The sequence below is a fragment of the Methanospirillum lacunae genome (assembly GCF_003173355.1).
In the GTDB taxonomy this organism is placed as follows: Archaea; Halobacteriota; Methanomicrobia; order Methanomicrobiales; family Methanospirillaceae; genus Methanospirillum; species Methanospirillum lacunae.
This window is the reverse complement of record NZ_QGMY01000015.1, coordinates 22,267-42,873: the sequence shown is the minus strand read 5'-3', so window position 1 is coordinate 42,873 and position 20,607 is coordinate 22,267. Positions and strand designations below refer to the sequence as shown.

Sequence of the window (20,607 nt, the reverse complement as noted above, 5' to 3'; positions counted from 1 at the left end):
GAGCGTTGCATGAGCCTTCACGAGATCGAGCACCATATCAGGATTTCTCCGGTTCAGTGCCGATGAAAATCTTATCTTCTTTGCAAATGGAACAACAACCCAGGCAGGTGATATCTGTCTCCATATCTCCTGGCATACCAGAGCCTCATCCCTGATATCTATCCTGTCCGGCCTGAGTCCTTCAGCCTCAGAAAGAGTTCTCTCAAGAACCGCTGCATCCTGCTCTTCTGAATCATCAATCCAGCAGGTCAGCATCCTGTTCCAGACTTGATCGTCTCCTGTCCCATCAACCTTGGCAATCCACCAGACACACCTTTCAGGGATAATGCAGGTCTCACCTACCCGGTCCTTGCTCACAGTTCGGTATGTAAACGGACGACGAAACGAGGTTGTGACACCTTTGAGGATCTCCTGCATCTGGTCGGAGAGTGCAACATCATCAAGAGCAATCACACTTCCCGGCTGCATTCCCTTGATGTAGAAGAGGGCCTTCTCACTCATCCTGCCTTCAAGCCTGAACTCCAGGGGTACCTGGTTCATCATCGTCTCAAAGGCATGGGATTTCCCTTTACCTGATTCCCCGGTCACCGAGACATGCAGACCCCGGGCATTTATCACCTTCCTGGATGCAAGAGACATCACCAGGCATTCGGCCACTACCGGGTCTCCGATATGATCGAGTGCAAAGGTCTCAAGCATGTACGCGAGGGGATCGCCACCTCGAAGAATTGCTGATGCGGTTTTAGAAATCTCATCAGATACTTCGTGAATATCATCCTGTTTCAGAGGAACGGACGAGGATTCGGAGTTCTTGTTGGTCTTATTGGTACTCCGGGTACGGGATGATTCAGGACCCTCAAACATCGTCCTGAGTTCTGGCCATCGTTGTGTTCCTCCTCCGCATGAAGAATGATGGCATCCGGCAAAGATGGCTCCGTTTGAGAACTGGATAGCATATGCACCGTTTTTATGGTCTGATGAGAATGGGCACTGATCAAGTACAAAGAGCGATCCTCCTGCGTATGCCTTCTGACGGTACCCGAGAGAATTCCGATCAAGCCATGATGCAAGGTCTATTGCACCCTCTGTCTTTCGACCCATGCCTTTGCCTTTACTATCGGGTTTTTCTGGTTCTGACTCCTGTTGTGGTAGCATTGTAGCCAGGGAAGATAGGAGATCGAGGCAGACGATCTCCAGTTCATCAGGAACCGAGAGTATCGCTGCTTTCCGGTGCGGTCGTGAAGAAATATTGTCTCCCTTTCTGCTGGTTGTCCCATACAGTTTCCAGATCCTGGCAGCGTTGTATACCGAGGTATCAACGGTTGAAAACTCATCTGAAAAGAGAATATCCAGGGTCTCAAGAATACTTCTGACAAGATCCCGGGACTCGGTATCGTTTGGGAGATCTATCCGGTATAACAGGTGTGCCCCATTGCCTGAGTCTGCCATGACCGGCTCAGGCCATCCGAGATCAGTAAGATATGCTGAAATCCGTGCTGCTTTCTCTATCGCTGCTGCATGCTCTGAATCTGACGAGGATACTCCGGAGGGTCGAACCGGGTCGATATCTATCGGAAGCCATCTCCGGGAGAGGATATCATTATCTCCAGCAGACTTCTCGTCTTTGCCGAGCCGGGTTTCGATTCTGTTGGCACGACGTGCCAACAGATTAGGGTTCACCGGGTTGAGGGTGACATAAGCCCCTGCATACTCGCCCCGGTTGTCAAACGAGACTGCATCAGCACTGAGCCGGTCAAAGTTGTTGTAATACCCGGATGCTGTTCCCCGCTTTCCAATCAGTCTTACCTCGACTGTCTGACCGGGCTCAAAGAGAATAGAGCAGGCTGAACGTGTCGGGTGATTCATAAAAACCCTCCTCTGATAAGCAAGGCTCCACCAGGGAGAATCTGATATCTCTGCCACTCTTTTGAGGCAAAGACCCAAATCTGCACAATCCCGGGCAGGGTCCTCTCTTTGACTAGAGATGCAAGCAGGCTGACATCGCGTGCAAACCGGGATATTCCACCGCTGCAGGTTCTTCTGACTGCAATAAAGAGGGTCTTTTCTTTGTTCCAGGCTACAAGATCAAACAGACGTGATGAGCCTGCAACCCTGATAAACACGTAACCATTTTTATCAAGTTCTGCTGCTGCATCAAAGAGAATAGTCCGGGCAGTGAGGCTAGTTCCTGCCATCGTGACCACCCCCTGATCTGAATGAGAGATGTATAGAGCCCACTGAAGGAGCGTGGATACCGGACCCGGAGATCCATCTGCCGGGAACAGAGTCACGATCCATGAGCAAGACCCCATGATGACAGAAAAATACAAACGCTCTTAAGATTATACAGGTAGTTTACCCCCGCCAATCTTCTCGTCCGGTCAAGAATGTGAAGTGTTGTGCGGGGTTTTTCAATTTTTAGTATACTATCATCTCCATGTCATCTGATCTGATGCCATACTGCTCCGTCTCCTCTTGAACCGGATCAGGCATATTGTCCATGAATTCAGCCCGAGGATCTCCTGATTCGAAGCGTTCAGGTCATCAGATACGATCAGGATCACAGAAATTCTCCTGATGAGGAACGCTGTTTTTAATACTGCGACACCGGGGAATTTTCGTGATTTATCTGGCCTGAAGAGGTGCTGAGCCATGGTCAGATTGCGTATGACACATGGTGATTCAGCACCCTGGTATCTAAAGATTAGGTAAACGGTGCGAAAGTGATCAGGGGGATCTGGACTTTCATCGGTTCATCCCCGGATCTCTTATTCCTGTTCACAGGTGTGAGATTTCACTTTCAAAGAATCAAATGATCCTATAAAACCATATCGATTTGATCACAGTCTGACAGTATCATGAACTGTCATGTTTCCTGATACAAAGTCTTCTGATCCTGATGTCATATTTCCTTCAATTCCTGACTCCAGGAGTATGAACCCGCTCCCGTTGATCAGGCTCTCTCCAAGGAGATCCGGTTCTGATTCACGGCTCATGGTATATGATCCGCGTTCAAGGATACCTGATGCAGACATGTGTGAACGACGTTCTGAACTGTCTCTGTCAACAAGAAAGACACAGGCCAGAGGAGGAGGAGATACCCGGTCTTTTGTGGTATAATCAGAGAAAAGCACCGGACCTGTTCCATGAACTGACATCAGGGTTCCTGAATCTTCACCGGTAATTATCCGGGAGAGTTCGGAAGACCCTACGGTCATAACCCGGGATACAAACGACCCGTTGCCATCCTCACCAGATCCAAACAAATGGACTGTTCCGTCAGTGCTGATGGTTGTGCCAAGGCACTCTGCTCCGGTAAGAGAGGCAAGGATCAGAAGAACTGATCCGGTTGCCAGATAATTCCATCGCATTCTTCTCTCCTGGAGATTATGCCAGGAGAGCAACGGTATCTGCCCAGGTTTCTATCCCGGTGAGAATGCTGTCTGCTTCGTATCCTGATACCACAACACTGTCACGCTTGAATGTGACAGAGAAGATCTCTCCGTTTGCGTTGTGGCATTTGAGAGCACAGCTGAAGGAGTCTTCAGAACTGTCATGTGACGGTGTTCCCCCCATTGCGGTGTTTATTGCTGTTGCAGCAACTATCGTGCTGATATCGGTGTTGAAAGCTGCAGAAGTTGGAGCCCGGACTGATATCTGCCCTACCGTCTTTGCTTCTGCGTTCTCATACACGATCTTTCCGGTGTAGTGTTCAGATCCCCTGACAACCCCGGCAACAGTCTGGTTGTTAGATGTATACGATGTGCATCCCCAGGGGTTGTTCTCGATCACATCCTGAACAAGTGCCAGGAAGTTTGCTACGGTGTCGATGGGTGAGCTGAGTTTCCGCTCAGCTGACTTGGTGACACTCTTGGTTGTAAAGTCTGCCATTGTTCGATTCCCTGCCGCATTTCACGGCTATGTATAATGTCGACCGGGAGGGAAAAGTAATTTTAACGGGGTGTCAGACGAAAGAAAAATCGTTGGCTGATGGGGAATCCAAGCGAATTGAAGGATTATTTCTCAGCAACCAGGTGAACTGATCTCCTGAATAGACAATCCGGAAATGTGCCGAGATCTCTGGCAGGTTGTAAGAATGTAAATAAGTATACAAACCAGGAACAGTCTGAAAGTAAATATTTAGAACCATCCGGTTTTTTTCAGGTTTTCAGTTTTTTCACACTCCACTTCCTTGGATTCTCGAATCTGTTCGGATAAAGGGATAATATAGCCCTTTTCTTTTTGATGATCTTCTATTCGTGGATATGATTATCAGGTTATAGTACACTATAACTCACTATGGCAATGACCACCGTTCAACTCAGGTCAGAGACCAAAGAAAAACTACAAGCTCTCAAACTTCATCCGAGAGAAACATTTGATGCTCTCATTGATCGTCTGGTTGATGCTGCATATGATGATGAGCCACTTACTCAGGATGAACGTGATGATATCAAGGCTAGTGAAGCAGACATTCAAGCAGGTCGTGTCCGTAATCTCCGGGATATTATGAAAGATCTTGGTGATGACCAGGTGAGAAAATCCCTGGGGAATTAATGGAGTACCGCGTACAATTCACCCATCGGGCTGAAAAATCTTTTATCAAACTACCCATAACAACCCGAATACGAATTGAGATCGCTCTTGAAAATCTTGCGAGTGATCCATTTCATTACCATAATGTAAGGAAGATTAAAGGATGCCCTCCGGATAAACCACGATATCGGATGAGAATCGGGGAATACCGCCTGACATATCGAATTATGGATGATCGACTGATTATTTGCGTGGTAGCAGTAGGAAAAAAAGAAAACTATGAATAGTAATCGAATGTCATCTTTTTTTCACACCCTCATCCCGGACACATACCCGAACGTCTTCTGCAGATTCCTAACCTCCCCGGCCACTTCGGTTTTATCTTTCCATGAATTAGTTGCAGCGGTCTTGTACCAGGTGTTTTCTGACAGATTCGTATCCCGGGCTTCCATGATACTTCCTGCAAACTCAGTTCTGACGGTGCCATGTGCAGGCACATTCTTGTCAGCCGTGACTGCAATCCGGTAATTCATAGCCGCTGAAGTGCTGAACCCGCCTGCTGATCTGATCTCGCCCTTGGTTGAAACTTTCGCCTGGTTTATGTTGATAAGATCACTTTTTGCCTGGACAATATTGCAGAACGCAGGCATCAGAATGGCATTTTGATCTGAGAAAACACACCTGATAGGGAGTGAATCACTCGTGCTATTACCCATATTATCCATCATCAGAGTCTCAGAGCCCAGGAGAAGTGAACCTTCGCGGCTGTTATATGTGAGTACTTTTTCGCTCTCGATGTTATACATCGAACGAGACTGTGAACCTGAACCAAAATCGAAATTTTTTACTTCAACAACAGTTCCACCGTTACCCATAAGCGAGTCATGGTACTGAACGAGTGAGATGAGATCCGAACTGTTAAAGGTAGTGCTTTCAAGCGGAGATCCTCTTGATGAAGTCCAATCCATTTGTGTAGATTGATCAGTGATTCCGGTTACACTGAGAGTAGATCCAATAGAAAAGACCTGGGTTTCAGGCATACCTGGTGGGAGCCGGTCTGCAGATACACCTGCCATTAGTATAAGAAGAATAAGAGGATAGCTCCACCTCATGAAGAAGTCACCACCACAGATCCATCCGATCCCACAGTTACCGTGAACTTAACAGGATCTCCTATCGGAATACGGATATCTTCTCCTGTTGTTGGATCTTTTGCGAAATACACAGGATTAAAAATGTAAATATAGGTGCCAGGATCTTTAGGAATCTGAATCTCAAATGTGAGAAGATACTTTCCGTTTTCATATATTGCAGGTTGTTCACCTACTATTTTTGCCAGAGGGTTTATTGGAGACAGAATAATTCTCGCATCCTTGGAGAGAGTGGTTGAGCCCGAATTCTCTAATGTGAGTTGTAATTCTGCAACATCTCCGGGTTTTGTCTCCGGTGGGAGTGATACAGTCACTATACCTAGATGGATCCCGGGGTTGGATGACGAGGGTTCGGATATACGATTAGGAATATCAGACTGAGGAATGGGTGTAGAGGTTATAGTAGGTGTGGGAGAAATTGTGGGAGTAGGAGAAACAGTTGGCGTTGGCGATGGAGAAGTAGTTGGAGTAGGAGGGGTTGTTGTCTTTACCAATGGGGCGAAATCAAATACCTCCGTAGCAATCTGATAGGGCGTCGTAGTGTATCCATTTTCATTTTGCTCCTGCTGGTCAGACCACCCGGTTTCAGTTTTGTTACTCCAGTAATTTCCTGCTAAGTTCGGACCACCAACTACATTTGGCATTAACGTCGGGTATACATTCCATTTAAAGACGCTTGCATCCCCGTCTCCTCCAATATTCTCTTCATTACCAAGATAATTATTGAAAATATATCCATCACCATCACCGCCTTCATTGGTAATGTGAATTCCTTCATCATTGTTTCGAATTATATTACTATTTATATCCGTTAACTTATAATTGTCAGAAATATTGATCCCGATTTTATTTTCAGTGATTGTATTTTTGGTAATTGTTCTATTATCTCCAGACCCTAATGAAATTCCGTCGCCAGAGTTATCATAGACCGTATTCTGACTTATTATGACATTATTTCCGGTTGTGGCTATTCCTTGAACATTATCGGAAACATTATTTCCTTCAATAACTGAATTAGTTCCCTCTGAATTAATACCAGTGCCAGAATTTAGTGTCCCAACCGAATATCCTTTTACAACATTATTTAGAATACTCGTATTGTCAGCTTCTGAGTCAATTCCATTATTTGCTCCGCCAGTACCACTAATAGAATTGTTTGATATGATGGTCTGTGTATTTGTCGTGCCACTGGCTGAATAGATCCCGGTGTCATAGTTCTGATCAATAGTATTGTTAGAGATGGCAGCACCTTTCCCATGGGATTCTATACCCATTGCAGTCCCGGTTATTGAATTATTGGTGGTCTTTGCATAATTTCCCGATGTTTCTATTCCTTTTGCTCCCCACCCGTAATATCCACCACCATCTATTGAATTCTCGTCGATTGTAGAATTTAAGCCGGTAGTATGGATTGCACGGAAACTCTCACTAATACTGTTATTGCGAATCGTGGTATCATCAGCCCCTGATTCAATACCAGTACCAAAATAATATCCTGATACCAATCCGATATTTTCGATTACTACATTATTAGCTCCGGAATTAACTTCTACTCCAGCGGTTCCTGACCATCCATCACCAGTAATGGCATGACCATTCCCATCAAGAGAAACATCAGAAGCAACGATTTGAATCGCATACGTGGCAGATGTAGAAATATCTTCATCAAGTCGATAGGAACCAGGGCTTGAAATGATGTATGAATCTGAAGAAGTCCAGGTATACCCGGCATTGCCTGCAATTCCACCAGTCTGGTTGATTGAAATGACATTCGAAGATCCACTGCTGCTAACTATCACTGTCCCCAGGGTGACGACTTGAGAATTCTCCTCCTCTTCAGAAGATGAAGAAAACGAGGTCATCACCGGAGTACCTAATTGGGATGTATTCTGTTTTCCTGATGTTTGTTCTGAGGTTTCGTCTTTAGTCGAACTATTTGTTTCAGATGATCCAATTGAATCATTGGAATTTGTAGTCAAATTTGTATTAGGTGTCTCTATAGACGCATCAGGAGAATATGCACTCGTATCAGTAGGTTTTACAGTGACGGTTGGAGTTGGTTCAGGCGTTAATGTTTCTTCACCAGTCTGTGTAGAGGTAGGTTCAATAGTGACAGTTGAAGTAACCTCAGGCGTTATTGTTTCTTCACCGGTCTGCGTCGATGTAGGTTCTATAGTCATCGTCACCGTAGGTTCTACAGTTATGGTTTGAGTTGGTTTTTGCTCTGTTGAGGGCTCGGAGGAAAGTTGCATATCTGGAGATGTGACCGTCATATCACCAGAATTGGTAGAATTTCCATCAGCTAAAATCCCGGGGATGCACACACCAAAAAGAACTACACATATCGATAAAATGATGCGATAGTTCATTATGCCACCCCCATTGCCTGAATTTTTTTCAGATAAACTACAGCATTTGTTTTCCCAGCCTTATCATGAAGAATAGCAGTCTCAAAAGCATGCTTTGCATCAGTATACTCTCCCTTGGAAATTTTGAGCACACCAAGGTTTGTCCATGCAAGAGCAGCTCCCTGTTGATCTTCATCTATTGCTTTTTGAAAATTCGTTTCAGCGGCGTCTAAATTCTTTTGCATGAACTCTATGGCCCCAATGCCCGTATAGAGGTCGACAAGAACCTGTCCTCTTGCTCCTGCTTCACCCTGGCGAAATGCGAAAAGAGCATCTGTTAACTTTCCCCGAGAGGATAGAAGAGTCCCCTTTTTAACCATTGCTTCTGCAAAAATTTCTGGGTTTACAGCTGAAACACGGTCATAACTCTGGAGTGCATCATCAGGTCTGCCTAGTTTTTCCTGAGTGACCCCCAGATTTATCCACCCACGGCCATATGTAGGATCAATTTCCACAGCACGTGAGTAATAATTGAAAGCTTTTTCCTGCTGGTGAAGAGCCATATAGCCGGTTCCAATATTGTTGAGAATAGGCACCTGGTCTGGTCCTGTCGACCCACGAAGAGCCTGCTCATACCATGCAATAGATGCAGGATAATCACCAGCTGCATAAAAATCACCCCCGGGATCTGCAACTCCGGTGGATATCATTATTGTAGTCAGTAAAAGAATGAACACCCATCTGATCGAACTAATCTTTCCATTCATGTGAAAAACCATCTTTATGAGTGCAACAAAAAAAAGAATGAGAAATTACCCGGATGGCAAAAGACCAGTTATAAAAACCAAATATCTTAATTATTAAAAATTTTAAAAATTAAATAAAACATTAAATATTCCAAATTAAAAAAAAAGTTTTAAAGTGCAACACATACGATAAAATAAGCCTTTTTATTAATTTACTTTAGATTCTTAGAAAAATAAAATCGAAATGATGATTTATTCATAAATTAACCATTAGGTGATGCATTATTATTTCAGATAATATTCTGGTTGATAATCAAAGTAGAATTGAAACTAGCATCCAAATTTGAATTAATTATCATAACGAGGTGAAAAATGCAACACACCTGGATCTGCAAGAATATGTGCCTGATAAAATAAAAATGGGACGGCCAAATTTTTAGTATTCCCTACATTGTGCAGATGATGTTGCATTTTCACATGGTAATAGCCAGTTGATGATTAAAACACGATCTGTTTATGGGTGAAAACTAAAACCGCCGATAGAAACAGGTGTGGAATATCTGTTTAGGATACATTCTTTCGACAAATCATAAATCTGACATCCGGAGAATGAAATGAAAATATCAGATGAAGAGATTGTGCTTATTATGTCTGTATTTAAAAACAATCTCCAGGGATTGTCCATATCAGAGATATCAAGAAAGAGTTGCATTCACCGAAATAAAGTTGCTCAGATCTCACAGGATCTTCACAATGATGGAATCATTACCTGTACCCAGAAGGGTTCATCGAAAATATATTCACTCAAGGTAAGATCATCAATCCATCCTCTTCTGGAAGTGCTTACTGACCCCTGGCTCATTCTGGACAACGAGTTTCGTATTATTGAAGCCAGTGAAGCATTCCTGGAAAAAAACCGAGTTGAACTTACGAAAATATTAGGAAATAACTACTTTGAAATTACAGACAACCTGACTCTTCCTTTCAGACAGGAAGATCTCCTTCAAATAATGAATTCACAAATTGAAGGAGAAAAGAAAATATACGATACAAAAAACGGATACGAACGGTATTCTTGTTTACAAATTAGTTTTAATGGAGAGATGAGAGGCATTCTTATAGTAATCCAGGCTCATCATGGAGAAGTTAAAACAGATCAGAACATAAATACCCTCTGCAAGACTTTGGAGAGCATGCTTGACAATCTTACAAAGATTGTCCAGAAACCTCCTGAAGAAATATCTTCGCTTATAGCAGAAATAATCCACAATACCTACCCTGAAAATATTGTATGTACCATCAGGATTGATGAATCTGAACTATCCGGACACATAACAAAGATATTATTACCACATTCAAGGCTCCAGAGGGTACACTATCTCATTGATTTTCTCCAGAAAACACCCTTTCAGATACCTCCGCTCACCCTCATGCGGTACAAAACCGGTAAACCATACCTTTTTGAAGATATTTCTGTTTTCCTGGAAAATGTTTTGAATCAACAGGAACTGGAAAATATACGAGACATTTTCCAATTTTACTCGGTCTTCCTTATTGGATTGTTACAAAATGAAAAATTAGCGGAAATTTTTGTAATAGGAGTAAAAACTGAGAATATTCAACCAGAAGTTTTTTCAAAGTTGCTTCATTTAATCTCGCATCTGTTTTTTGCAGCTGGTTTGTTTGAAGAAAAAAACAGAGCGTTACAGGAGAATATAAACAATTATCAATCACATTACAAGGAAATATACAATTTACTCTCTCAGAAGACAAAAGAAGAGAAAATCCATACCATGAATGAAAACCACATGAAAAATATTCTTTTTATGGTAATGGATATGCAAAAGATTCCAGTTATGATAACGAACAGGTGTGGGACGATTATTGATCTAAATCAGACTGGTGAAGAAATTTTTAAATCATACCGGATGGCTCTCATGTCAAATCCATCAATACAGGATATTTTTAACCATGAAATATCAGAAGCCATGATGAAGCTCATTGAGAATGAGGGAGATTTGTCTGACATTAATAATCACGAACTTGGTATCCAGGATACCAGTCACGCCGTCCCACTTATATGGCACCTCGTTAAAAACAGAAGTGCATCTATACAGGATTTCTTTATTTTTGTTGCCGAATCACTGCCTGGATCACTCATTCAGTATCTGAAAGATCGAGGGTTATAACAGAAATCAGGTCTTGATTTATTGTTCATCCACCTTATCGCTCAGGCAGTACCTGCTTGCCTGATCTAAATTTCTGGTTGCTTTTGATATTATTGGATCCAAACCCTCAAGGGTAAGATTGATCAGGTCTGAATCAGAATGCACAACTTTTGATATTTCATTCCAAAGATGTGCTTCTTCTGTGAGAATACTCATGAGATATCGGTTTTTTTCAGATTCATTTTGTAATTGCAAAAAGATGTCAGAGTTTTCTCTGATACTCATTTCTATCATAACCTGATTATCATATTCAATATGGCTCAATCTAACCTGAGCATCTATTATTCTATTTCCAGATTGAAATACCCAGGAAAAATCAACCTGATTGTCATTTTCGGCAAGAGTTAAGTAATATCTGAATTTTTCCGTGATATCATCAATATTTCTCTGGTTATTTGCAGAAAGGAGTGTTGGATCCATCCCAATAATTCTATCGCAGAATTCACTAAATACCTCCAGTGCAACAGGATTGCATTCGATGATAGTATTATTTGATATAATCAGTATTGGATCCCTGTTTGAGAGGAAAAATTCCTTGTATCTTTGATTTTGTTGTCGTTTCTCTTTTTCTTTTATTAATTGAATATGTGCATCGTGGACCTGCTTTTCAAGATTGATGGTATTTGTAATATCAGTGAGAACAACCAGATAGGCACCTTCTGTCCCTATTTTATTCTTTATCCATTTTGCCGATACACTGTACCCTCGTATGCCATCACCTGAAAGGGTGAGGATCTGATCAGATATTTTTTCAGGTGACTCAAGGATATTTTGCAGTTTAGGGTTTAGCGATGGAATTTCTGAAGGATGTCTGCCAAACGATTCATCGAGTGGGACATTCATTAATTTCTCTGCAATGGGATTTACATCAATTATTTTTAAATTTTTATTGAGAACAATCAGCCCTGAGTTCAGAATGTCAAAAAAGTTCTCCCTGAAAATTGGAGAATACTGAAGAATATCATACCTAAGAATTCCATATGAAATGAGAAATCCTGAAATAATAATATCAAGACCAAGAGGTTCAAACCATGGGAATATATTGCTATCAACAATTAGTTCAGTAATCAAGACTATGCTTGAACCAGCAACGAGAAAAATGATCTGTGCCTTAAAGATATTTGATACAGATAGAAATCGTTTCAGCAAATATGCCTCTCCGATAATAGGGAGGCCATAGAGGTACCCGTACCTCATAATATCATAGATATAATTAAAATCAGTCAGAAACTGATCGTAAGAATATCCAAGGGAAGGATCTATAAAGGAAATAATTCTGAAAAACCTTAAAAACAATGGGGTGAACAGTAACAAAGCGAGAACGTTTATTGTTAGAAATTCTTGCTTCCCTAAATAATTCATACAAAACAGGAACCAGGTTATTGGAAGCAAAAAATAACAGGTCGTATTAATCATTAAAAAAGGGGCTGATTGTTTCCAGAGTGTCGGGAACACATAACTAATGTTATCAATGCCAATTGTGAGGCATATAAGAGAATATAGGAAGAATGTAACCCATAGTACAGAATAACCGCCGTTATCTTTCTTTTTATATGCAAACAAGGTTACATAGAAAAAGAACACTCCACATCCCAGATTTAATAGAACAAGAAACCAGGGTAGTGTCATCCATAATACGGTTAGGATGAGGATTAATTAATTTTATGAAATTATTCTCCAGGTAAATCCAATATATGAGTAAAATGATTTTTCCCATAGGGGAGTTTATTGAAATGTATCCAACTCCATGTTGACGAAGAAGAGAGAAAAAACATATATTTTGGATTTTTATGTCAGATCAGTTGAATGCGCATTATGTAACTGGCTTTACCCCTAAATTGAATAATCAATCGAAAAATAACAGTACTATTGGGTTGCTGAAGAGATGGGTGATAATCAAAGGATTTTTAAAACCTGCAGTTTTTTCATTTTCTCCAGATACATGGGTTTTATCGCTTCACAAGTTTACGCATCGTTCTTACTCGGTCTCTTATGACATCAGTTCTTAACTTTTTATCAGATTCTAAAATGTATCCAGCATTAATGCAGGCATTCTTTATAAATCGGGCTTTTTTTGACAAAAACTGAAACGAGAGATTTCAGTGTTCATAACTTCGACTCCTTTTACAGGAGAGATTATTCACTAATTCAAAAATCGCGCCGATTTATTTTTTTGAGAACTCACTTTCCGATAATAATAGACCGACAGGCTTTGCTCCGCATTTCAGGACAGGAAACAAAAATGTGACAACTTCAGTTCCTGGATTTTTCATGCTGCACAGACTGAACATTCGGATTTTTTTTACTGACACGAGATAACATCAGCCACCCTACCGAACACCACCATCATAAACGCAGTTCTCATATTGAGTATCTCTTCAGTATGGAAAAATCATGAGAAATATCGCAGCAAATACAACGAGAGCCCAGAATGCTTTTGGAATCTCTGCCAGTTTTCCAGCTGCAAGCATGAATACCGGGTAAACGATAATCCCTATGCTCAGACCGAGGCCGATATTCTGAGTGATGCTCATGGTGACCATCAGAACAAATGCTGTCAGCATCTCTTCGCGGCTGGATAAAGACAATATTCTGAATTGTGCGAGCATAAGAAGTCCGATCACAAGCAGAACGGCAGAGGTAGCAACATTTGGGAATGCAGTCACAAGAGGGAGACAGAAAAGGGAGGCTGCGATAAGTACGGCTGCGACCACGGCCACAAGTCCGGTTTTTCCTCCTTCCTGAACACCGGCAACAGATTCAATAAATATCGCTGAAGTGGAACATCCGACAAGAGAAGAGATCATCATTGAGATGCCAGTGGTGAGAAATGACTTGCGAAGTTCCGTACTTTTCTCAGGATATCCATCACGATGAATCAGGCTTGACAGGCCGAGGATTGATGCAATCGAGTCAAACAACGTGAACAGGAAGAGCACTGCTACAACCGGTACCATTGTGGGGGTAAGGGCAGCTTCAATATCAGGATGAAATTGAAAACCAGGAAATGCCGGAGGAGCCGCAAATATTGCAGTTGGCAGGTCTTCTATTCCAAGGGCATAAGAGAGTATGGCACAGGTAAGGATACCACAGATAAGAGCTCCGTTTCTCTTTCTGATCATCATACACCCAATCACAGTAATCCCGGCTAACAGCACAAAGAGATTATATGGCTGAATATCACGAAGATATGGGGACGAAACCGTCATAACTCCAACAAGAATGATTCCGGAATTGGATGATCCAAGAAAAGCGATAAAGAACCCGATGCCTCGTGTACAGGAACGACTGATGGTACCTGGAATACTCAGGATAAAAATCTCCCAATAACCAGAAATGACGAAGAGAGAGAAGAGGAACCCGGCAATAAGACTCGCTCCAAGGACACTCTGCCATGGGTAATGGAGAACCCCACAGAGAACATAGGAAACGAGGGTGCTCTGACTCACAATGGGAGCTATGACATACGGACGATTGGCATATAGCCCAATAATAAGGGTACCGGCACATGCTGAAATAATAGTTGCCCAGAATGCATCCTCAAAAGGGACACCGGCCACTACAAGAATGGTCGGATTTACTACAATGATATAACACATTGAGAGATAGGTTGTCAGACCAGCCAGTATCTCGGTCCTGATATTGCTCCCTTTGGCAGCAATACCAAAAATTGTATCAATATACGATATCACGGCATTGGACATAATTTAAGATATTGGGATATCCGCTCATGTGAGCACACAGGAAAATGCCCTATTAGAACAGGATCAGTGGTATAATCCACCTTCAATCTCTGACACTGATTAGAATTTCGATCTGAGTTTTTGTTTGTGAGAAGTATCGAGGAATCCCATCAATACATATCATCAGAAACATCATGTAGCCAATAATTAACAGGAGATAGTACCGAGTGGACCCTAGATCATCGTAATGCTGATCCAAGACCAATATTCTCAGTGACCAGGACTCATAACCTGTTTAAAATCCCCGACTACTCATATTTTCATCAATTCAGTGGTACCGGATATTCAATTCAGTCAGGTGTCCCTCTCTTTTATTTAATACTAAATATCTTCATAATCCAGTAACAGATGATTATTTTGAGCTAATATTCTAATACCTGTGTGGGCATATGTCTACATATTCAGTGAATTCAGGTAATTATGTCAGAACAGAATGATATTTTCATTTTCGGTTATGAATCATTCACCGAGGGGGTGCTAATCACTGATAACAACCTCTCTGTCCTCTCATGCAACAAGGCATGGAAACAATACTTCAATATTTCTGTAGATTGGACGTGTCCACATTTTAATGAATTTATCCAATCTCTTTCTGAAAGTCGTGTTGAAACAGAACCTCTCCTGAGTACCTTGACAAGAATCAGATCAGAACCCTCCTGGACCGGGTCGATGGATCTCAGGTTTCCTGATGGACATGTTGTTAACCTTGATTCCAGGCCGATAACAAATACAAATCACGAGTGCATTGGAAGAATTTGGATATGTAAGGGCATTTCAGAACTCGTTTCAACCATTGACCGCTCTGAACAATCAGAACGGTTATTTAAGACCATATTTGATCTGATTCCTGAAGGTATTGCAATATCAGACCTCACAACAGGTACATTTTACGAAGTAAATGCACACTTCAACAAATGGTGGGGATATACCCGCGAAGAAGTAATCGGAAAAAGTGCGATTGACCTGGACTTCTGGGTCGATATAAATCAAAGGATCAAGATAATGAACCTGTTAAAACGTGAAGGTTCATGCTACCTGGTACCTGTAAAAATGAAAAGGAAAGATAAGGCCGTGAGAGATATCCTCTTTTCGGCCCGGATAATTTCCATAGATAATTCTCCCTACATGTTATCAATTCCTTTCGATGTAACCCAACTTATGCAATATGAAGAAAAATTAAAATCCCTAGCCTCATTTATTGAATTAAACCCAAATCCGATATTTGAAATAAATGAATCAGGAACCATTACGCTGTGTAATGACTCAACAGTGAAGGTCATTCAGGATCTGACAGGAACTGATGACATTTACCGGTTTATTCCTGATGATCTCAATGAGATATTGGATGCCATTCACAATAGTATAGAAACGACATATTATCGGGAAATAAATATTGAAGATAGGATTTTTATTGAATATATCTATGTTACAAACCAGTATCATACTGCGAGAATATATCTGACAGATATTACTGACAGGAAAAAAGCAGAACGCGAATTATTAAAGAAGAATGATGATATCGCTGCAGCATATGAGGAGATAATCTCAACAGAAGAAGAACTCAGACAGAATTATGAAAAACTCGTTGAGCAGGAACATGTCCTCTTTGAGAATGAAAAGAAACTCAAAATAATTGTAGATCATATCCCGGGTCTTGTTATAACAACAGATGCCGACCTGAACGTGAAGAGTATCTTTGGTGCTGTGCTGGCAAAGATGGGTCTCTCCCCGAATACGGGAATTGGCCATAACATAAAGGATATCTTTCAATCTATTGATGCTAGCCTTTTGGATGCTCATATAAAAGCATTACAGGGAGAGGTTTCAACCATAGAAGGATATTACCATGACAGGACGTTCCTGCTCTATGCATCTCCGATTCGTGATGCAAAAGAAAAGATCACAGGTACGATTGGTATCGCCATAGACGTAACCGAACAAAAAACATTAGAGACGGAGCGAAGAAACCTTCTCATCCAGCTGGAAAAGAATCTGGTTGAACTGGCATATTTAAATGATAAAATCCGAAATCCTCTTGCTATTATCGCATCACTCGTTGATATGCATGCTCCGGAGATTGAAGAGCCTGTCAATCGCTGTGTGAAGGATATTGATGATATCATCAATAATCTGGATAAAAGATGGGTCGAATCAGAAAAAACTATCCGTTTCCTGCAAAAACACTACGGGATAAGTGTTGAATTCAAGAAATAATCCTAAATTCGAGATCAACAGCAGATTTCTCGGTTATGTAACCAAGAATTAAGGATTATTGTTCAGGTATATTCACTGTTCCGGGATAATTTACTCCAGCACCCAGGTATTCAGGCCAATCATCACGTCAGTATACGGCTTATCTTCTCAAACCGGATGGCTGTCCTATTAGTCTCAATTAGCCAGATTGCTTCAGGTAAAACAGATTGAAATACCCTGGAGCTTTTACTCAAGGGGTAAGAGTGAAGATTGGCTATAAGCCTGGAGAGTATCTCAAATTCTATTCGATTATGCCACGCCGTTAGTGAATGAACTTCGAATTGGATTATCAGGTTTCATGTGATAAATTCAGGACTCATTTTATTGCTCAGACTTTTCAATATTTTTATTTCAATACGGGTACACCCATAAAACTCAACCATACATTGAAATGCTGAAGGGAAGATACAAACCAGATCACATTTTAGGAGTTGTTTGGGTTGAATTTTTTAGATAATATCCGGGTTGGAACGAAATTGACCGGCTCCTTTCTCCTGATTGTAGGAATTTTATTGGTCGTTGGGATAATCGGGGTATACAGTGTACTTACCCTGAGTTCATACCTTGATCAGATCAACGAGAATCAACTCATTCCAACTCAGAAACTCGGAATAATAAATGCGGATATCTGGCGTCTTCGGGGGAATACTGCAGGATATGTTGCATTACCAACGAACCGGGAAAACCTTCGCAAGCAAAGTGAAGCACTCATTGCATCAATGAATGCAAACATAACCGATTATCAGAAATATGCAGAAACTGATGAAGAAAAAATTATCTATGCACGCTTTGTGGATTCCTGGCACCGGTATCTGGCCGCAATAGATACATTTAACAGGGTAATAGATTCCGGAAACGCAGAAGAAATAGTTACCACCATGACAACAGGGGATCTGATTACTTCTCGTGCTGAGGCCTCAACGGCAATCCAGGACCTAGTTGCATATAAAATACAATACGCTAATTCCCTTGCTGAAAACACAAAGAAAACTGTGCTCGTTATTTTGGTAGTAATTGTTAGTGCCATAATTATTGGAGCTATCATCGCTATCAGTCTTGGATTTCTCATAAGTCGCAGTATAACCATCCCTCTAGCAAAAGCAGTCCTGATGATGAGAGAAATGAGTCTTGGTCATCTCGGGAACCGGCTTAATTATACCAGAAATGATGAGATTGGAGAACTGACATCAGTGATGGATACATTTTCAGATGATCTCCAGTATTCAGTAGTTGCATCAGTAAAGCAGATTTCTCAGGGTGATCTTTCAGTTACAATCACTCCAAAAGATGAACAGGACGAGATATCGCTTACTCTCATACAATTGATCTCCAGCCTCCAAAATATCATCCAGGAGATTAGTTATCTCATTACCGAAGCAGAAGAAGGAAGGCTCCAGAATCGCGGAAATGAAACCTTGTTTGTTGGAGCGTATCAGCATATTATTGTAGGAATTAATAATATGCTTGACGCAATTACAACTCCCCTTAATGAGGCACTCCGGGTTGCAGATCTCTTCTCACATGCGAAATTCTCGGCCCGCTTTGATGAGAATGTGATGACAAACGGAGACTTGATTGCTCTTAAACAGGGACTCAATACGATCGGCTCTGAACTCTCTCTTGCGATAACTAATGTTTCAGAACAAGTAGCCACCCTAACTGCTTCTTCAGAGCAAGCAGCAGCGAGTGTTGAGGAGATTACAGCAGGTTCAGCATCAATTGCTCAAAGTTCAAACATTGTGAGTGCAAATGCCGATAATAGTGTTCAGGCAGTTGAGCAGGTTTTGGTGGCCATGCAGGAGTTGAATTCATCAGTCACAACGGTTGCTACCAAGGTGGATATGGTAAACAGACTTTCACTTGAGGCAAATGCCATTTCGAGTGATGGTGTCAAGAAGGCAGTTGTTGCAGAGGATGGGATTAACGCTATTAACACGTCAGTACATGACGTTGGGGTAATCATTTCTGAAATTAATGACCAGATGAAGGAGATTGGCAAGATCGTTGAGATTATCGGGGGAATAGCAGACCAGACCAACCTTTTGGCATTAAATGCTGCAATTGAGGCAGCACGTGCCGGGGATGCAGGAAGGGGATTTGCGGTTGTTGCTGAAGAAGTAAAGACCCTGGCACAGGAATCACAAGGATCTACTGATAATATTGCAAAAATCATCAACTCCCTCCAGAGTCAGGCATTGAGGGCCGGAGAAGCAATGAATCAGGCTACCAATGAAGTGTCAAGAGGCTCAACCGCAATAACTGAAACGATTCAGTATTTCAATTCAATTGCTAACCAGGTTGAGGAAATTTCTACACACATGACTGAAATTGCAAGTCTTTCAGAAGAGGAAGCAGCAGCGGTGGAGGAGATTACGTCGAATGTGTCTGAAGTCAAAACCATGGCTGTGGAGACTGCCAAAGAAGCAATATCTTCTGCATCAGCTTCAGAAGAATCTTCAGCAGCGTTAAATCAAGTCTCTACGATAATCAGCGATCTTTCAGTGATTGCTACCCGGATTGAGGAGTCAATGTCTCGATTGAACGGATAACACATACTATTTCCCGGAGAAGAAATGGAAAACGTAAGCTCATTTCCACATTCTTCTGTACATATTTGATGTTTCCCGTCAAGAATTCCATCCATTAAAGAATTGAAACTGCATCCTGGCAATAATATTACAGGATTAATTGGGATCTCATTTTTTTCTGTTTCATCCTATACATCACCGGATATCCAGACCTTCAGTTGAAGATAGTATACGTATTTTAAATCCCCATTCAAGGAGATAATGCAAAATTCACCAATACTTTACATAAAGTATCTGTGCATTATTAATGAAACTACTTCCTATTTTATAGTGAGAAATTACTCTTCAACATAATCTGATCAATTAAAATCCCGGACGTATCAAAGATGCTTCAGAAATTATTCAGAAAACGCGATAGTGGTCTTCTATGAATATAATTGGAATAAACGGAAGTCCCAGATTACATGGGAATACTGCAACACTTCTTGAACATGGACTTGAGGGAGCCCGATCTCATGGTGCACATACTGAATGTATCAATCTCTATCAACTTGATTATAAAGGATGCAGAAGTTGTTTTTCCTGTAAACGTGATGGACCGGGATATGGAAGATGTGCCATACATGATGAGTTAGAACCAATTCTAAACAGAATCACGAATGCAGATGCACTCATCCTTGGAACACCTATCTATTATGGCTCAGCAACCGGAGAGATGAGATCCTTTTTAGAACGGCTTCTTTTCCCGAGAAAATCCTGGGACACCTGGTCTTCATTGGTTGAGAGAAAGATCCCGGTAGGGGTCATTTTCAACATGGGTGCAACAGAAGAGCAGATGAAACTGATGTCATATGAACCACATCTTCGCTTAATCGAACAATTTATCAGAGATATTTTTGGTACATGCGAATCGCTCTACGTAACCAACACGGTCCATGTTGATGATTATTCAAAGTACAGAATGAAGTACTTCGATAGTGTCGGGAAACACCAGAGAAAAAAAGAAGTATTCCCAATAGATTGCCAGAATGCATTTTCCATGGGTGCAAAGTTTGCTCTGGATACAAAGTGAGG

15 protein-coding genes and 1 pseudogene are annotated in these 20,607 nt (G+C 41.5%); 6 read left to right on the top strand and 10 right to left on the bottom strand.

What is annotated here, in order from left to right:
* The 5 genes and pseudogenes from DK846_RS15255 to DK846_RS15235 form a co-directional block, all read right to left on the bottom strand.
* Window positions 1-1,866, bottom strand: a pseudogene (locus DK846_RS15255) (hypothetical protein); the annotation flags it as partial.
* Window positions 1,863-2,291 (bottom strand): hypothetical protein, encoded by a 429-nt coding sequence (locus tag DK846_RS15250; RefSeq protein ID WP_146201248.1) that lies wholly within the window; start codon window positions 2,289-2,291, stop codon window positions 1,863-1,865. The gene DK846_RS15250 and the pseudogene DK846_RS15255, both read right to left, overlap by 4 nt.
* Window positions 2,292-2,429: 138 nt before the next feature.
* On the bottom strand, window positions 2,430-2,654 hold the full coding sequence (locus DK846_RS15245; protein ID WP_109969864.1) for a hypothetical protein: 225 nt from the start codon (window positions 2,652-2,654) through the stop codon (window positions 2,430-2,432).
* Window positions 2,655-2,840: 186 nt separating this feature from the next.
* Window positions 2,841-3,371 (bottom strand): hypothetical protein, encoded by a 531-nt coding sequence (locus DK846_RS15240; RefSeq protein ID WP_109969863.1) that lies wholly within the window; start codon window positions 3,369-3,371, stop codon window positions 2,841-2,843.
* Window positions 3,372-3,387: 16 nt separating this feature from the next.
* On the bottom strand, window positions 3,388-3,891 hold the full coding sequence (locus DK846_RS15235; protein WP_109969862.1) for a hypothetical protein: 504 nt from the start codon (window positions 3,889-3,891) through the stop codon (window positions 3,388-3,390).
* Between the two features lie 414 nt (window positions 3,892-4,305).
* Between DK846_RS15235 and DK846_RS15230 the strand changes: the two genes are divergently transcribed.
* Complete coding sequence (locus DK846_RS15230) at window positions 4,306-4,557, top strand: DUF7557 family protein (RefSeq protein ID WP_245926575.1); 252 nt, start codon at window positions 4,306-4,308, stop codon at window positions 4,555-4,557.
* Window positions 4,557-4,823: a type II toxin-antitoxin system RelE family toxin gene (locus DK846_RS15225; RefSeq protein ID WP_109969860.1), complete on the top strand. Its 267-nt coding sequence runs from the start codon at window positions 4,557-4,559 to the stop codon at window positions 4,821-4,823. Before DK846_RS15230 ends, DK846_RS15225 begins: the two co-directional genes overlap by 1 nt.
* Before the next feature lie 21 nt (window positions 4,824-4,844).
* Here DK846_RS15225 and DK846_RS15220 read toward each other — a convergent pair whose 3' ends face one another.
* The 3 genes from DK846_RS15220 to DK846_RS15210 are packed head-to-tail and all read right to left on the bottom strand — an operon-like array spanning window position 4,845 to window position 8,802.
* Window positions 4,845-5,648, bottom strand: a complete 804-nt coding sequence (locus tag DK846_RS15220) for a hypothetical protein (RefSeq protein WP_109969859.1) — start codon at window positions 5,646-5,648, stop codon at window positions 4,845-4,847.
* Window positions 5,645-8,056, bottom strand: a complete 2,412-nt coding sequence (locus DK846_RS15215; RefSeq protein ID WP_109969858.1) for a NosD domain-containing protein — start codon at window positions 8,054-8,056, stop codon at window positions 5,645-5,647. Before DK846_RS15215 ends, DK846_RS15220 begins: the two co-directional genes overlap by 4 nt.
* Window positions 8,056-8,802, bottom strand: coding sequence for a tetratricopeptide repeat protein (locus DK846_RS15210; RefSeq protein WP_181391824.1), 747 nt, complete (start codon window positions 8,800-8,802; stop codon window positions 8,056-8,058). The genes DK846_RS15215 and DK846_RS15210 overlap by 1 nt, the downstream gene beginning before the upstream one ends.
* Window positions 8,803-9,395: 593 nt before the next feature.
* Here DK846_RS15210 and DK846_RS15205 point away from each other — a divergent pair.
* Window positions 9,396-10,970, top strand: a complete 1,575-nt coding sequence (locus tag DK846_RS15205; RefSeq protein ID WP_109969856.1) for a hypothetical protein — start codon at window positions 9,396-9,398, stop codon at window positions 10,968-10,970.
* Window positions 10,971-10,988: 18 nt separating this feature from the next.
* Here the strand turns inward: DK846_RS15205 and DK846_RS15200 are convergent, their stop codons facing one another.
* Together DK846_RS15200 and DK846_RS15195 are read right to left on the bottom strand one after the other, a co-directional pair.
* Window positions 10,989-12,638, bottom strand: coding sequence for a histidine kinase N-terminal 7TM domain-containing protein (locus DK846_RS15200; protein ID WP_109969855.1), 1,650 nt, complete (start codon window positions 12,636-12,638; stop codon window positions 10,989-10,991).
* A gap of 749 nt (window positions 12,639-13,387) precedes the next feature.
* Window positions 13,388-14,713 carry an NCS2 family permease gene (locus tag DK846_RS15195; RefSeq protein ID WP_109969854.1) on the bottom strand — a complete coding sequence of 442 codons (1,326 nt, stop codon included), beginning with the start codon at window positions 14,711-14,713 and terminating at the stop codon, window positions 13,388-13,390.
* 459 nt (window positions 14,714-15,172) lie between these two features.
* Here DK846_RS15195 and DK846_RS15190 point away from each other — a divergent pair, with 459 nt between their 5' ends.
* The 3 genes from DK846_RS15190 (at window position 15,173) to DK846_RS15180 (ending at window position 20,605) form a co-directional block, all read left to right on the top strand.
* On the top strand, window positions 15,173-16,966 hold the full coding sequence (locus DK846_RS15190; RefSeq protein ID WP_109969853.1) for a PAS domain S-box protein: 1,794 nt from the start codon (window positions 15,173-15,175) through the stop codon (window positions 16,964-16,966).
* Between the two features lie 479 nt (window positions 16,967-17,445).
* Window positions 17,446-19,554, top strand: coding sequence for a HAMP domain-containing methyl-accepting chemotaxis protein (locus tag DK846_RS15185; protein WP_181391823.1), 2,109 nt, complete (start codon window positions 17,446-17,448; stop codon window positions 19,552-19,554).
* Window positions 19,555-19,960: 406 nt separating this feature from the next.
* Window positions 19,961-20,605 carry a flavodoxin family protein gene (locus DK846_RS15180; protein ID WP_109969851.1) on the top strand — a complete coding sequence of 215 codons (645 nt, stop codon included), beginning with the start codon at window positions 19,961-19,963 and terminating at the stop codon, window positions 20,603-20,605.
* The last annotated feature ends 2 nt before the right edge of the window (window positions 20,606-20,607 follow it).

Bases quoted from the DNA above. Each gene is read 5' to 3' on its own strand.
- DK846_RS15245 (WP_109969864.1), bottom strand. From the start codon at position 2,654: ATGGCTCAGCACCTCTTCAGGCCAGATAAATCACGAAAATTCCCCGGT.
- DK846_RS15240 (WP_109969863.1), bottom strand. From the start codon at position 3,371: ATGCGATGGAATTATCTGGCAACCGGATCAGTTCTTCTGATCCTTGCC.
- DK846_RS15235 (WP_109969862.1), bottom strand. From the start codon at position 3,891: ATGGCAGACTTTACAACCAAGAGTGTCACCAAGTCAGCTGAGCGGAAA.
- DK846_RS15230 (WP_245926575.1), top strand. From the start codon at position 4,306: ATGACCACCGTTCAACTCAGGTCAGAGACCAAAGAAAAACTACAAGCT.
- DK846_RS15225 (WP_109969860.1), top strand. From the start codon at position 4,557: ATGGAGTACCGCGTACAATTCACCCATCGGGCTGAAAAATCTTTTATC.
- DK846_RS15220 (WP_109969859.1), bottom strand. From the start codon at position 5,648: ATGAGGTGGAGCTATCCTCTTATTCTTCTTATACTAATGGCAGGTGTA.
- DK846_RS15215 (WP_109969858.1), bottom strand. From the start codon at position 8,056: ATGAACTATCGCATCATTTTATCGATATGTGTAGTTCTTTTTGGTGTG.
- DK846_RS15210 (WP_181391824.1), bottom strand. From the start codon at position 8,802: ATGAATGGAAAGATTAGTTCGATCAGATGGGTGTTCATTCTTTTACTG.
- DK846_RS15205 (WP_109969856.1), top strand. From the start codon at position 9,396: ATGAAAATATCAGATGAAGAGATTGTGCTTATTATGTCTGTATTTAAA.
- DK846_RS15200 (WP_109969855.1), bottom strand. From the start codon at position 12,638: ATGACACTACCCTGGTTTCTTGTTCTATTAAATCTGGGATGTGGAGTG.
- DK846_RS15195 (WP_109969854.1), bottom strand. From the start codon at position 14,713: ATGTCCAATGCCGTGATATCGTATATTGATACAATTTTTGGTATTGCT.
- DK846_RS15190 (WP_109969853.1), top strand. From the start codon at position 15,173: ATGTCAGAACAGAATGATATTTTCATTTTCGGTTATGAATCATTCACC.
- DK846_RS15180 (WP_109969851.1), top strand. From the start codon at position 19,961: ATGAATATAATTGGAATAAACGGAAGTCCCAGATTACATGGGAATACT.